Origin of the sequence: Bradyrhizobium sp., assembly GCF_049581145.1 — a bacterium.
GTDB lineage: Bacteria > Pseudomonadota > Alphaproteobacteria > Rhizobiales > Xanthobacteraceae > Bradyrhizobium.
Window position 1 is genome coordinate 1 of sequence record NZ_JBAURI010001000.1, and the last position, 12,244, is coordinate 12,244.

A 12,244-nucleotide genomic window follows, 5' to 3' on the forward strand; every position below is an offset into this window, starting at 1 on the left:
CCGTTGAGGAGATCGAACAGGATCGCGCCGGGCACGATCGGAATCACGGCGCCGCGCACCACGAAGCCGCGGCCCTGTTCGGCCAGCCAGGCCTGCATGCCGCCGCCGGTTTCCAATCCGAAGGCCGAGCCGCCGGCCAGCGCGATGCCGTCGATCCGCTCCACCGTGTTGGCGAGGCCGAGCGCTGCCTCCTCGCGGGTGCCGGGGCCGCCGCCGCGGATATCGATCGCGGCGACCACGGGCCTGTCGAAGATCACGGCGGAGACGCCGGATCCAAGCCTGGCGTCATCGGCGTGGCCGACGCGGACGCCGGCGATATCGGTGAGCAGATTTTTCAAAAGGCCGATCCTGTCGCGCGTGCGGTCGCCAGCCCAGCAGCGATACCGCGGCGCGCGAGATGCTTCAACCGGCAAGCGCCGTGCGGAGCATCTGGGCGAGTTCCAGCTTGCGATAGGGTTTGGCGAGCAGCAGGACGCCGGCGTCGAGCCGGCCGTGATGGACGATGGCGTTCTCGGTATATCCCGACGTGAACAGCGTCTTCAGCGACGGGCGATGCTTCAGCGCCGCATCGACCAACTGCCGGCCGTTCATGGCGCCCGGCATGATCACGTCGGTGAACAAGAGATCGATCGGCGTATCAGTCGCGATAATCGCCAGCGCCTCGGCCGCGTTGGCGGCTTCCAGCGTGGTGTAGCCGAGGCTCGCCACCTGGGCGACGACATATTTGCGCACCAGCGGATCGTCCTCGACGATCAGGACCGTCTCGTCGCCGCCTTGCATCTGCGCCGGCTGTATCGCTTCCACGGCGCCATGACCCGCTCCGGCCGATCGCGGCAGATAAAGCCGGACGGTCGTGCCGTGGCCTTCCTCGCTGTAGATCTTGACGTGTCCGCCGGTCTGCTTGACGAAACCGAACACCATGCTCAGCCCGAGGCCGGTGCCCTTGCCGACCTGCTTGGTGGTGAAGAAGGGATCGAACACCTTGTCCAGATTGGCTGCGGAGATCCCGAATCCGGTGTCGCTCACGGCGATCATGACGTAATGGCCGACCGCAACGTCGCTGTTGACGCTGGCGTAGCCGTCGTCGAGCGCGACGTTCTGGGTCTCCAGCAAAAGCTTGCCGCCGTCGGGCATGGCATCGCGCGCGTTCAAGGCGAGGTTGAGGATCGCAGTGGTGAGCTGGCTCGGATCGACCAGTGCCGGCCAGGCGTCATCCGCCAGATTGGGAGAGATCTCGATGTGCTCGCCGAGCGTCGGCCGCAGCAATTTGGCGGCTTCGAGGATCAGCGCATTGACGTCGATGTCCCGCGGCGCCAGCGGCTGCTTGCGGGCAAAGGCGAGCAGATGCCTCGTCAGTTGCGCGCCGCGCTCGGCGGCCTCGTCGATCAGCGTCGCGACCGAGGCGAGCTCGGAGCGATCGGCGACCGCTTCGGACAGGATGCCGATGGTGCCGGTGATGACGGTGAGGATGTTGTTGAAGTCGTGGGCGACGCCGCCGGTCAACTGGCCGATGGCTTCCATCTTCTGCGCCTGCCGGGCCTGAGCCTCGGCTTCCCGCTTTTCCGTCAGATCGCGGCCGATGAAGAAATGCCGCTGGGCCGGCTCGGACCAGGTTCCGAGCCAGTTCAGCGTCACGAGGTGGCAGTCCTTGTGACGGTAGCGCGCCTCGAAGCTACGCTTCTGCTGGACCAGCCGCGCCGAGCGCATCTCCGCGCGAGCGGCGTCGAGATCGTCGGGATGGATGAATTCGGCGGCGCCGCGTCCGATCATGTCTTCCGGCCGATAGCCGAGGATCGCGGTCGCGCTCGGACTGACCTGCATCAGCGTGCCCATCGTATCCGTCACCAGGATGAGGTCCTGCGAGGTCTCGAAAATGCGCTGCCGCTCCTCGATCTCGCGGCTCAGCTCGTGCTGCGTGCGCTTGCTTTCGGTGATGTCGCGGGCGATCTTCGACGCGCCGACGATCTCGCCGCTGGCCGAGCGAACCGGCGAGATGCTCAGCGAGACGTCGATCAGCCGGCCCCTGCTGTCGATCCGCAGGGTCTCATAATGAGCGATCGTCTCACCCCGGCCGATCCGCGCCAGAATATGATTGAGCTCGGCGCGCCGATCCTCGGGGACGATAAGCGAAATATGCCGCCCGACCGCTTCGCCCGCGGAATATCCGAACAGGGTTTCGGCGGCCTTGTTCCAGGCGGTGATGGTGCCGTCGAGCGCCTTGGCGATGATGGCGTCGTTGGAGGATTCCACGACGGCGCTGAACAGCCGCTCGCGCTCGGTATAATATTCTTTCTCGGAGAGAGCCTGCCGGCGCAGCTTGCCGAACAGTTGCGCCGTTTTGGCCTGCAGCGCGACATTGTCGACCAGCAGCATGCCCAGAACGAAGCTCGCCGCGCACAGCCCGTAGAGTCGTCCAACGTAGAACCCGAGATCGAAGCGGGCGACGTCGAGAATGGTGGACAGCGCGATGTCGAACAGCCACGCGCACATCACCACCATGAGCCAGATGTCGATCACCAGATGCGGCCGGCGAAACCAGAGAGTCAGGAGCGCGGCGAAGCTGAGGCCACAGACGGTCGAAACGACGCGCATCCTGATGGCGGCGCCGTGATTTGCGTTCAGCAGTGACGGAATCCAGTCGTGCTGGAAGGTCGCGAACCACGCCAGCGCGGTGACCACGGCGCAGACCGCGACGACGCTGCCAACAATGGCCTGCGTCGTGCGCCAGCGTATCTTGATGCCGCCATTGGTTCCCTTCGTCAGCGCATACGCAATCACCAGCAGCGGAAATCCACTATGCCAGACGATGTAGAGCTGGAGCGTGGTCTCCGGACCTGCGCCCAACAGGCCAGTCGGGGAAAACAGGCCGGGAAAGGTCAGGCCATGAACGATTGCCGCCAGCGCGGTGAAGAGATACCCGCTGGCCAGCAGCAACATCGCCCATGAGCGCAGAACAGTGAACTGTGAAAACAGCAGAACCGCAGTGATGAGGTCGTTGATCGCGAGCGCGGATTGATAGCTCGCGACGAAAGCCGGCACTGGCGTCAGAGGAACGCCGGCATAAGGCACCGCGATCGCGAACAGCACAGCCGAAACGCCGACGATCGCCGACGCCCAGGCGCGCTCGCGCAGGCCGGCCGGCAGCGTCGAAAGAAACAGCGTACGGTCGTTGCCGGCTTGCATTCCTGGTCCCCCGCGAACCGGCATCAGAAGCGCTAAGCTCGTGGCTCCGCTCGGTATTTTCCAAGATCAACCCACGGTTACACATAACCTCGCTGAGCGGAAGAGCCAGCAGGCAACCAATGCGAGTAACCAAGTCTTTACCCGCGAATCCGATGATATCCGCAGTTTTACGGAGTTTCGTTGAAACCATAGTGGGTTTTACTGGCAAGCGATCCGGAGTGTCCAAATGGCCCGCATTCTCGTTATTGACGACCAGAAAGACGTCCGCGCCATGATCTGCATGGTGCTGCGCGTCAACCGTTTCGAGGTCGGCGAGGCCGGAGGCGCCGCGGCGGGATTGAAGCTGTTCGAGGAGTCCGCCTTCGATGCCGCGGTGGTCGACATCTTCCTGGCCGACGGCAATGGATTCGACGTCATCGCCAGGATGCGCGACGCCGTGCCGGATCTGCCGGTTGTCGTGATCTCCGGGGTGGCGTCGCTCAACGCCGCATCGGATGCGACGGCCGCATCGAGCGTGGTCTGCCTGCAGAAGCCGTTCCGGCCAAAGGACCTGATCCGCGCCGTCGAAAGCGCGCAGGGACTGGTGCGGCAGAGCAGCGTCGCCGAAGCGGTCGTTTGAGAGACGTCAGAACGACAACGCCCCGGCGCGGCCGAGGCGCTCGAAGTCATGCGGAGCGCTTCCGGGTTCAGGAGGCGTTCGGATCGACTTCCGTGTAGCCGCCCTTGTCGTCCCATTTGTAGACGACATAATCGATGTGCTTGATGTCGCCCTTGGCATCGAACTGCATCTTGCCGATCACGGTATCCCAGGCGCCGGCCTTGATCGCATCCATCACCTTCTTCGGATCGGTGGTGCCTGCCTTGGCAGCGGCCTGCGCCCACACCTGCATCGCCGCATAGGTGTAGAGCGTGTAACCCTCGGGATCGATGTTCTTGGACTTGAACTTGTCCACGATGGCCTTGGCGGCCGGCTTCTTGCGCGGATCGGGGCCGAAGGTGAAGAGGGTGCCTTCGCCGGCCGGTCCGGTGATCGAGGCGTATTCCTTGTCGGCCAGCGCATCGCCGGCCATCAGGATGGTCTTGAGACCCTGATCGCGCATCTGGCGCAGGATCAGGCCCGCCTCCTGATGGTAGCCGCCGACATAGACGAGGTCGATGTTCTCGAGTTTCAGGCGCGAGACGATCGCGTTGAAGTCCTTGTCGCCCTGGTTGTAGGATTCGAACAGCTTTTCGGTGACGCCGGCGTTGTTCAGCGCCTTCTTGGTCTCGTCGGCAAGGCCTTTGCCGTAGGTCGTCTTGTCGTCGAGGATGGCGATGTTCTTGCCCTTGAAATGCTTGGCGATGTAGTCGCCGGCGACCAGGCCCTGCTGATCGTCGCGGCCGCAGACCCGCGCCACGTTCCAGAGCTTGCGCTCGGTGAACTGCGGATTGGTCGATGCCGGCGTGATCTCCAGCACGTTGCCGTCGGCATAGGCTTCCGAGGCCGGGATCGACGACGACGAGCAGTAATGGCCGGCGACGAACGGGATTCCGGCGCTGGCGATCTTTTCCGCCACCGAGCGCGCCTGTTTCGGGTCGCAGGCGTCGTCCTCGACATCGAGCACGAGTTTCTTGCCCAGCACGCCGCCGGCCTCGTTGAAATCGGCCACCGCCATCTCGGCGCCGTTTCTCATCTGCCGGCCGAACGCGGATTCGCCGCCGGTCATCGGGCCCGCCACGGCGACGGTGAGGTCTTCGGCGAACGCCGCCGTCGAAAGCGCCAGCGACGCGCCGAGCGCCAGACCAATGAGCTTGAGTGATGTCATGAAAATCCTCGCGGGTGAACGCCTTAAGGGAGAACCGGCGGGCCGGATCTTGAAATCGGCCGCCATTGTCGGCTGATTTTACCGCGAAGTCATCGGCATTTTTCAGGCAATTCGGCGATCTCTCGCGACATCCGCAACATTTGGCCGCAGTCCGCCGGCGCGGAACCTCATCCGCGCCGGCCGCCCTCCAGATAGGCGGCGCGGATTTCGGGACGCTGGAGCAGCTCGCTGCCGGTTCCGGCCAGCGTGATCAGCCCGTTGACCATGACATAGCCGCGGTGGGCGAGCTTGAGGGCGTGATTGGCGTTCTGTTCCACGATCAGCACGGTGAGGCCGTCCTGCCGGTTCAGGACGCGGATGGCGTCGAAAATCTGGCGCGCGATCAGCGGCGCAAGCCCGAGCGACGGCTCGTCGAGCAGCAAGAGGCGGGGACGGCTCATCAGCGCGCGGCCGATCGCCAGCATCTGCTGCTCGCCGCCGGACAGCGTGCCGCCGCGCTGGGCCAGCCGCTCCTTGAGCCGTGGGAACAGCGCAAACACCCGCTCCAGGCCGTCGGCGCGCTCCGCTTCGCTGCAGCCGGTCGCATCGGCGCCCATCTGCAGGTTCTCCGCAACGCTCATGCGCGGAAAGATCCGCCGCCCTTCCGGCGCCTGCGCGATCCGCAGGCGCGCGATCTGGTGGGTCGGCACGTCCGTGATGTCCTGTCCCTCGAACAGGATTTTTCCGGCGCGGGCGCGCGGCCGCCCGAAGATCGTCATCATCAGCGTCGACTTGCCGGCGCCGTTGGCGCCGATCATCGCCACGATCTCGCCGCTGTTGATCTGAAGATCGACGCCCTTCAGCGCCTCGATCTTGCCGTAGGCGGCGCGCAGGCCGTGGATCGCAAGCAGCGGGGCGGTCACGCGCCGCTCTCCATCACGGCGATCGCTTCCTCTTCGTCGGCACCGAGATAGGCCGCGATCACCTTGGCATCGTCGCGCACCTCGCGCGGCGTGCCCTCGGCGATCTTGATGCCGTGATCCATCACCACGATATGATCGGAAATCTCCATCACGACCGACATGTCGTGCTCGATCAGCAGGATCGAGGTGCCCTGATCGGCGCGGATCGAAAGCAGCAGCTGGTTCAGCGCGGCGCTTTCCCGCGCGTTCAGTCCGGCGGCCGGCTCGTCCAGGCAGAGCAGCACCGGCTCGGTGCACATCGCCCGCGCGATCTCGAGCCGGCGCTGGTCGCCATAAGGCAGGTTGCCGGCAGCGTCGTCGGCCCGCTCGATCAGTCCGATGCGATCGAGCCAGAAGGTCGCGAGTTCGATCGCGCGCTTCTCGGCGGCGCGCCAGGACGGCGCGCCGATCAGCCCGAGAAAGGTCAGCCCCGAGGCCCGCATCAGCGCATTGTGCTGCGCCACCATCAGGTTTTCCAGCGCGGTCATGCCGGGGAACAGGCGGATGTTCTGGAACGTGCGCGCGATCCTGGCGCGTTTGGCGATCCGGAAATCGTTCAGCCGTTCGAGCGCGATGGCCGGCGCGCCGTCGCGCGCGAGGCGGATGGTGCCGCCGGTCGGCCGGTAGAAGCCGGTGATGCAGTTGAACACGGTGGTCTTGCCGGCGCCGTTCGGGCCGATCAGCGCGGTGATCTCGCCCGCCTGCGCCGCGAACGACAGGTCGCTGACCGCGACGATGCCGCCGAAAACCATCGCCAGATGGTCGACGGCGAGAATCTGCTGACGCGTCCGGTCGCTCATCGGGACGCCGATCCGCTCACTCATCCGTGCCCTTCCTTGACGAGGTCGGAGGAGATGGTCTGCGCCTGTTTCAGATACACGGTCGGTGCGCGATGGCCGACGATGCCGCGCGGCCGCCAGATCATCAGCAACACCATGGCGAGGCCGAACACCAGCATGCGGTACTGTTCGAGGCCGCGGAACAGTTCGAAGCCGCCGATCATCGTCAGCGCCGCCAGCGCGACGCCGAGTTGCGAGCCCATGCCTCCGAGCACGACGATGGCGAGCACCAGCGCCGATTCCTGGAAGGTGAAGGATTCCGGGCTGATGAAGCCCTGCCGGGTGGCGAAGAACGCGCCGGCGAAGCCGCCGAACATGGCGCCGGTCGCAAACGCCGTCAGCTTGGTCGTGGTGGTGTTGATGCCGAGCGCGCGGCAGGCGACCTCGTCCTCACGCAACGCTTCCCAGGCCCGGCCGATCGGCAGCCGCCGGAGCCTGATTGTCACCCAGTTGGTGACGAGCGCCAGCGCCAGGATCAGATAGAACAGGAATACGATGCGGTGGGTCGGCGAGAACGCGATGCCGAGCCTCGCGGCGAGCCCATCATCGCCCGGGGTCAGGGGAATGCCGAACAGGGTCGGGCGCGGAATGCCGGATACGCCGTTCGGCCCGCCGGTCAGGCTCTGCCAGTTGATGATGACGAGGCGGATGATCTCGCCGAAGGCCAGCGTGACGATGGCGAGATAGTCGCCGCGCAGCCGCAGCACCGGAAAACCCAGCATTACGCCCCACAACGAGGCGAAGATGCCGGCGAGCGGCAGGCAGATCCAGAACGACAGTCCGAAATTGGTCGCCAGCAGCGCGTAGGAATAGGCGCCGACCGCATAGAAGGCGACATAACCGAGATCGAGCAGGCCGGCGAGGCCGACCACGACGTTCAGTCCCCAGCCCAGCATCACGTAAGTCAGCACCAGAATGCCGAGATCGAGAATGTAGCGCTGATGATAGAAGATGACCGGCACCAGCAGCGTGAAGATCAGCAGCGCGGGGGCAACCAGGCGGCCCGCGACCGCAAGGCCGGTCCGCGCGGCCGGCGGAACGAGGCTGGTGGCTACGACCCTCGGTCCGAGCCACAGCCGCGCGAGCTCGATGGCGATGCTGCCGAAGAACACCACCGCGACCAGGGTTGCGAGCTCGCCGAACCGCGTCCAGTAGATCAATTGCCCGGTCGGTCCCGCTTCGGTGCGGATGCCGACCATGAGCGAGAACAGCACCAGCGCGATGAAGGCGCTGGTCGCGGCCGTCTTCAGGATCACGAGCCCGGTGGACGCGCGCGGCGCCTGGGCGGGTCGAGATGCGGATGCGTTCACGCCCGTCAAACTTTTTCAACTTCGGGACGGCCCAGCAGGCCGGTCGGCATGAAGATCAGCACCACGATCAGGATGGAAAAGGCGGCGACGTCCTTGTACTCGACCGAGAAATAGGCCGACCACATGGTTTCGATCAGGCCGATCGCAAGTCCGCCCAGCATCGCCCCCGGCAGCGAGCCGATGCCGCCGAGCACGGCCGCGGTGAACGCCTTGATGCCGGCGACGAAGCCCATGAAGAAATCGACCAGGCCGTAATACAACAGGTACATCATGCCCGCGACGGCGGCGAGCGCCGCGCCGATGACGAAGGTCATGGAGATGGTGCGGTCGACATCGACGCCGAGCAGCGCGGCCATGGTCTGGTCCTGCTCGCAGGCGCGCATGTCGCGGCCGAGCCGGGTCCGTGCCACCAGCCAGGTGAAGATCGCGAGCAGCACGATGGTGGTCACGACCACCACGATCTGCACATTGGACAGCCGCACCACGAAGCCGTTGTTTTCCAGCAGGGTGTAGCCGCCGGTGATGATTGGCGGCACCGGCTTGACGCGCGCGCCCTGCGCGACCTGCGCATAGTTCGACAGCACGAAGGACATGCCGATCGCCGACAGCATCGGCGCCAGGCGGAACGAGTGCCGCAGCGGACGGTAGGCGATCCGTTCCACGGTCCAGCCATAGAGCGCGGTGATCGCCATCGAGACCAGGAGCACGATCAGCAGGATCAGCGGTATTGTGGTCAGCCCGAACGACACCAGCAGCAGAAACGAGATCAGCGCGATGAAGCCGCCGATCATGAAGATGTCGCCATGGGCGAAATTGATCATGCCGACGATGCCATAGACCATGGTGTAGCCGATCGCGATCAGGCCGTAGATCGAGCCGAGCACGAGGCCGTTGATGAGCTGCTGAGCGAAATAGTCCATGGGCTGCCGCTAGTGAGGGACGACGCGGCGAGGGCCCCGGGCAGCCTTCAAGCGTCGCGTCGCAGCATTTTCTAACAGCGGGAACCCTGGGCGGCAACAGCAGGAGGCGCCCTCGGCACGGTTTGTACCGGGGTGTTGCAGCGTCCGGTTCCCCGCCACCGCCGGGACAAGCGACAGCCACCCGTTCGTGATAGCCAATGGAACCGTGGTTCCCTTGCAACCAATTCCATTCGCAGGGGTTATTTCTTTCCAACGTTCATCAAGAACGTTCAACAAGGGAGATTCCCGAATGAGCAATCAGAACCAGAATCCTGGCCAGCAGAGCCAGAATCCGGGCCAGCAGAATCCGGGTCAGGAGAAGCCGGGACAGCAGCAGGGCGGCCAGCAGAAGCCGGGCCAGCAGACCCAGAACCCCGGCGAGCGACGCTAGTTCGGGCGCGGAGCTTGTGAGCAGGAAGGTCCCGCCGAAAGGCGGGACTTTTCTTTGGCCTGCTGGAACACAGGCGGGATGTCGCTTTGCAGTTAAGGTAAACAACTGGTTTAAATTGCGTGTCGAGCTTCGAGAGGATTAGCTCGCCGGCAAGGCCGACGCGTCATTCCAAACAGCGTCGCGGCGGAAGCGGGAAGCCACATGTCCACGAATTGGCGGATCAGTTCGTTCAGCGGCGCGCTGCTGGCGGCGTATTTCATTCCGACCTGGACCATCATTGCGTTCCGGATCATGGTCTCGCCGATCCACGGTCTCTATGAGCGGCCGAGCGTCGCCGTGGCATTGTTCGTCAGCGACTATCTGCAGCTCACGGCGACCGCCACGATACGCGCCGCCTGGCTGTTGGCGCTCGGCCGGCTGACGGTGGCGGCGTTTTTCGCGATCTTCCTGGCCTTCCTCGCCCGGCCATCGATCCGCAAGTCGGGCGGCCCGGACGAAGCGCTCGGCATGGCGCTTGCCATCGGCGGCCTGATCAGCTTCGCCAGCATGGTGATGGCGTCGCGGGTCGGCGAGGTCGCGGCGATGCGGCTGCACGCCACCGAGCTGCTGATGCTGCTCGGCACCGCCATCGTGCTCCAGATCGAGCGCCAGGTTGAATCTCGCGTCGAACGCATGGCCTTGTCGCGGCCGGAACAGGGCGCTGCAAGCTGCGCGGCAGCGAGCGGTGCCTCAACTCTTCAGCAGCCCCAGCTCCTCAACCACGGCTGAGGCCTCCTTGACAGCGTGATTGGCGGCGGGCACGCCGCAATAGATCGCCTGCTGCAGCAGGATCTCCTTGATGTCATCGGGCGTAAAGCCGCCCTCGCTCAGCGCCGCGCGCACATGCAGCCGGAATTCGTCCCATTGCCCCAGCGCCACCATGGTGCCGATCACCAGCACGCGGCGGGTCCGCTCGTCGAAATGCGGCCGCGTCCAGATCTCGCCCCAGGCATAGCGCGTGATCAGGTCCTGGAAATCGGTGTTGAACGCATTGCGGTTGGCGATGGATTTGTCGACCCAGGCGTCGCCGAGGATCTTGCGGCGCTGGACCATGCCGCCGTCGCGGCGTTGTCGGTCGTCCATGGTTTTCTCTCCAGCCGTTGTGCGCCCCAGAATGACGACACTGGGCTCAGCGTTGCGTCAAAAATCCGACCACGGCGTCGGTGAAGGCGTGCGGCTGCTCGACATTGGAAATATGCGCGGCATCCAGGATGGTCAGGCTGGCGCCGGGAATCTGGCTGCGGATCAGCTCGCCGGCCGCGACCGGCGTTGCCATGTCGTGGCGGCCCGCGATCACCAGCGTCGGGCTCTTGATCTTCGGCAGCAGAGCGCGCTGGTCGAGCGTGCTGAGCGCCTCGCAGCAGCCGATATAGCCGGCGGGCGGGGTGGCGAGCAGCATCGTCTTCAGGTTGGCGGTGACCTGCGGCTCGCGCTCCCTGAAGTCCGCCGTCAGCCAGTTGGCGATCACGGCGTCGCCGATCGCGGCCATGCCGCTGTCCTGCACCAGCTTGATGCGGTTCAGCCAGTTGGTCGGGTCAGGATAATGGCAGGCGGTGTTGGACAGCACGATCTTGCCGAGCCGCTCCGGCGCGTTGGCTCCTAACCATTGCCCGACCATGCCGCCCATCGACAGCCCGCACCAATGCACCTTTTCGATGTTGAGATCATCCAGGATCGCCAGCACGTCGCGGCCGAAACGCTCCATCGCATAGGGTCCCGGCGGCACGCCGGATTTGCCGTGGCCGCGGCGGTCATAGCGGATGACACGGAACAGCTGGGTCAGCGCCTTCATCTGCGGCTCCCACATCTGCAGCGTGCAGCCGAGCGAGTTCGACAGCATCAGGGTCGGTCCGCTCTCGCGCCCCTCGACGGAGACGTTGATGAGACAGCCGTCGGCATCGATCATTGGCATCGAAAACGTCTCCGTGGTTATTGCTCTTCGGTCAGTGGTCTTCAAGCGACGCGAGCAGGCGATCGATGAGGGCTTGCGCGGCGCCCTGGTAGCCCATCGGCTCGAACAGCTCCGCAATCCTCTGCGCGCCAAGTTGAGCCATGACCTTCGAATCCTGGCTCAGTACTTCGCGCAAATGCCGCTTCCCGGCAACCGCTTTCTTGCTGGCCGCCTCGACCAGGTGATGCGCCTCGCTCTTGCCGATCTTTTCGGCAAGCGCCATGCCGACCGCCTCGGCCATGATCAGCCCGTTGCTGGTATCGAGGTTGGCGCGCATCCGCGCGACATCGATCTCCAGGCCCTCGGCGATATCGACGATGCAAGCGAGCGCGCCCGACGTGACCAGCATCAGCGTCGGCAAGGTCGGCCATTCGGCGTGCCAGGGACCGGCGCTGCGCTCGTGCTCCTGCACCTGGGCGGCGAAGATCGTCGCGGCAAGATTCGGCGCCATGGTGGCCGCGGCCAGCGCGCTTGCGGCGGCGACCGGATTGCGCTTGTGCGGCATGGTCGATGATCCGCCGCGGCCTTCGCCGGCTGGCTCGAAGGCTTCGGCGACGTCGGTCTGCATCATCAGCGAGACGTCGCGCGCGATCTTGCCGCAGCTGCCGGTCAGGATCGCGAGCACCGATGCCGCGTCGGCGATGCGGTCGCGATGGGTATGCCAGGGCGCATCCGGCAGCGGCAGCTCGAGCTCCCGGGCGAGTTGCTCCGCGACCAGCAATCCCTTGTCGCCGAGTGCGGCCAGCGTGCCGGCAGCGCCGCCGAATTGCAGCGCCAGCGCCTCGCGGCTCAGCCGTTCGAGGCGCAGCCTGCCGCGCTGCAGGGC

13 protein-coding genes are annotated in these 12,244 nt (G+C 65.3%); 3 read left to right on the forward strand and 10 right to left on the reverse strand.

Going from position 1 to position 12,244, the window contains the following annotated elements; genetic code table 11:
- On the reverse strand, window positions 1–338 hold a 338-nt coding region (locus WCB02_RS32420; protein WP_423964720.1), incomplete at its 3' end, for a P1 family peptidase.
- Window positions 339–402: 64 nt separating this feature from the next.
- The gene (locus WCB02_RS32425) at window positions 403–3,183 is read right to left on the reverse strand and encodes a PAS domain S-box protein (protein WP_423964722.1); all 2,781 of its coding nucleotides are present in this window, start codon (window positions 3,181–3,183) and stop codon (window positions 403–405) included.
- A gap of 226 nt (window positions 3,184–3,409) precedes the next feature.
- On the opposite strand from WCB02_RS32425, the gene WCB02_RS32430 reads away from it, so the two are divergent.
- Window positions 3,410–3,802 (forward strand): response regulator, encoded by a 393-nt coding sequence (locus WCB02_RS32430; protein ID WP_423964724.1) that lies wholly within the window; start codon window positions 3,410–3,412, stop codon window positions 3,800–3,802.
- Between the two features lie 67 nt (window positions 3,803–3,869).
- On the opposite strand, the gene WCB02_RS32435 is transcribed toward WCB02_RS32430, so the two are convergent.
- The 5 genes from WCB02_RS32435 to WCB02_RS32455 all read right to left on the reverse strand — a co-directional run bounded on the left by WCB02_RS32435 (window position 3,870) and on the right by WCB02_RS32455 (window position 8,998).
- Entirely contained in the window at window positions 3,870–4,988 is a 1,119-nt protein-coding gene (locus tag WCB02_RS32435) for a branched-chain amino acid ABC transporter substrate-binding protein (protein ID WP_423964727.1), read from the reverse strand.
- Between the two features lie 167 nt (window positions 4,989–5,155).
- Window positions 5,156–5,890, reverse strand: a complete 735-nt coding sequence (locus WCB02_RS32440) for an ABC transporter ATP-binding protein (RefSeq protein WP_423964730.1) — start codon at window positions 5,888–5,890, stop codon at window positions 5,156–5,158.
- On the reverse strand, window positions 5,887–6,753 hold the full coding sequence (locus WCB02_RS32445) for an ABC transporter ATP-binding protein (protein ID WP_423964732.1): 867 nt from the start codon (window positions 6,751–6,753) through the stop codon (window positions 5,887–5,889). Before WCB02_RS32445 ends, WCB02_RS32440 begins: the two co-directional genes overlap by 4 nt.
- The gene (gene livM / locus WCB02_RS32450; RefSeq protein ID WP_423964735.1) at window positions 6,750–8,078 is read right to left on the reverse strand and encodes a high-affinity branched-chain amino acid ABC transporter permease LivM; all 1,329 of its coding nucleotides are present in this window, start codon (window positions 8,076–8,078) and stop codon (window positions 6,750–6,752) included. The genes WCB02_RS32445 and livM overlap by 4 nt, the downstream gene beginning before the upstream one ends.
- Window positions 8,079–8,083: 5 nt before the next feature.
- A complete protein-coding gene (locus WCB02_RS32455) occupies window positions 8,084–8,998 on the reverse strand; it encodes an ABC transporter permease subunit (RefSeq protein ID WP_423964738.1) in 915 nt (304 codons plus the stop codon).
- Window positions 8,999–9,287: 289 nt separating this feature from the next.
- On the opposite strand from WCB02_RS32455, the gene WCB02_RS32460 reads away from it, so the two are divergent.
- Window positions 9,288–9,428 carry a hypothetical protein gene (locus WCB02_RS32460; protein ID WP_423964740.1) on the forward strand — a complete coding sequence of 47 codons (141 nt, stop codon included), beginning with the start codon at window positions 9,288–9,290 and terminating at the stop codon, window positions 9,426–9,428.
- Window positions 9,429–9,629: 201 nt separating this feature from the next.
- Window positions 9,630–10,196: a hypothetical protein gene (locus WCB02_RS32465; RefSeq protein WP_423964742.1), complete on the forward strand. Its 567-nt coding sequence runs from the start codon at window positions 9,630–9,632 to the stop codon at window positions 10,194–10,196.
- Here the strand turns inward: WCB02_RS32465 and WCB02_RS32470 are convergent.
- From WCB02_RS32470 to WCB02_RS32480, 3 genes are all read right to left on the reverse strand, one after another.
- Entirely contained in the window at window positions 10,158–10,550 is a 393-nt protein-coding gene (locus WCB02_RS32470) for a carboxymuconolactone decarboxylase family protein (protein WP_423964745.1), read from the reverse strand. The two genes, WCB02_RS32465 and WCB02_RS32470, sit on opposite strands and share 39 nt — an antisense overlap.
- Window positions 10,551–10,596: 46 nt before the next feature.
- Entirely contained in the window at window positions 10,597–11,379 is a 783-nt protein-coding gene (gene pcaD, locus WCB02_RS32475) for a 3-oxoadipate enol-lactonase (protein ID WP_423964747.1), read from the reverse strand.
- A 31-nt stretch (window positions 11,380–11,410) separates the two neighbouring features.
- Window positions 11,411–12,244, reverse strand: an 834-nt coding sequence (locus tag WCB02_RS32480) for a lyase family protein (RefSeq protein ID WP_423964749.1), incomplete at its 5' end; no start/stop codon positions are given.

What these genes read in the sequence shown, in the direction of transcription:
- WCB02_RS32430 (WP_423964724.1), top strand. Translation starts at nt 3,410, where the DNA reads ATGGCCCGCATTCTCGTTATTGACGACCAGAAAGACGTCCGCGCCATG.
- WCB02_RS32465 (WP_423964742.1), top strand. Translation starts at nt 9,630, where the DNA reads ATGTCCACGAATTGGCGGATCAGTTCGTTCAGCGGCGCGCTGCTGGCG.
- WCB02_RS32470 (WP_423964745.1), bottom strand. Translation starts at nt 10,550, where the DNA reads ATGGACGACCGACAACGCCGCGACGGCGGCATGGTCCAGCGCCGCAAG.
- WCB02_RS32445 (WP_423964732.1), bottom strand. Translation starts at nt 6,753, where the DNA reads ATGAGTGAGCGGATCGGCGTCCCGATGAGCGACCGGACGCGTCAGCAG.
- WCB02_RS32435 (WP_423964727.1), bottom strand. Translation starts at nt 4,988, where the DNA reads ATGACATCACTCAAGCTCATTGGTCTGGCGCTCGGCGCGTCGCTGGCG.
- WCB02_RS32460 (WP_423964740.1), top strand. Translation starts at nt 9,288, where the DNA reads ATGAGCAATCAGAACCAGAATCCTGGCCAGCAGAGCCAGAATCCGGGC.
- pcaD (WP_423964747.1), bottom strand. Translation starts at nt 11,379, where the DNA reads ATGCCAATGATCGATGCCGACGGCTGTCTCATCAACGTCTCCGTCGAG.
- WCB02_RS32425 (WP_423964722.1), bottom strand. Translation starts at nt 3,183, where the DNA reads ATGCAAGCCGGCAACGACCGTACGCTGTTTCTTTCGACGCTGCCGGCC.
- WCB02_RS32455 (WP_423964738.1), bottom strand. Translation starts at nt 8,998, where the DNA reads ATGGACTATTTCGCTCAGCAGCTCATCAACGGCCTCGTGCTCGGCTCG.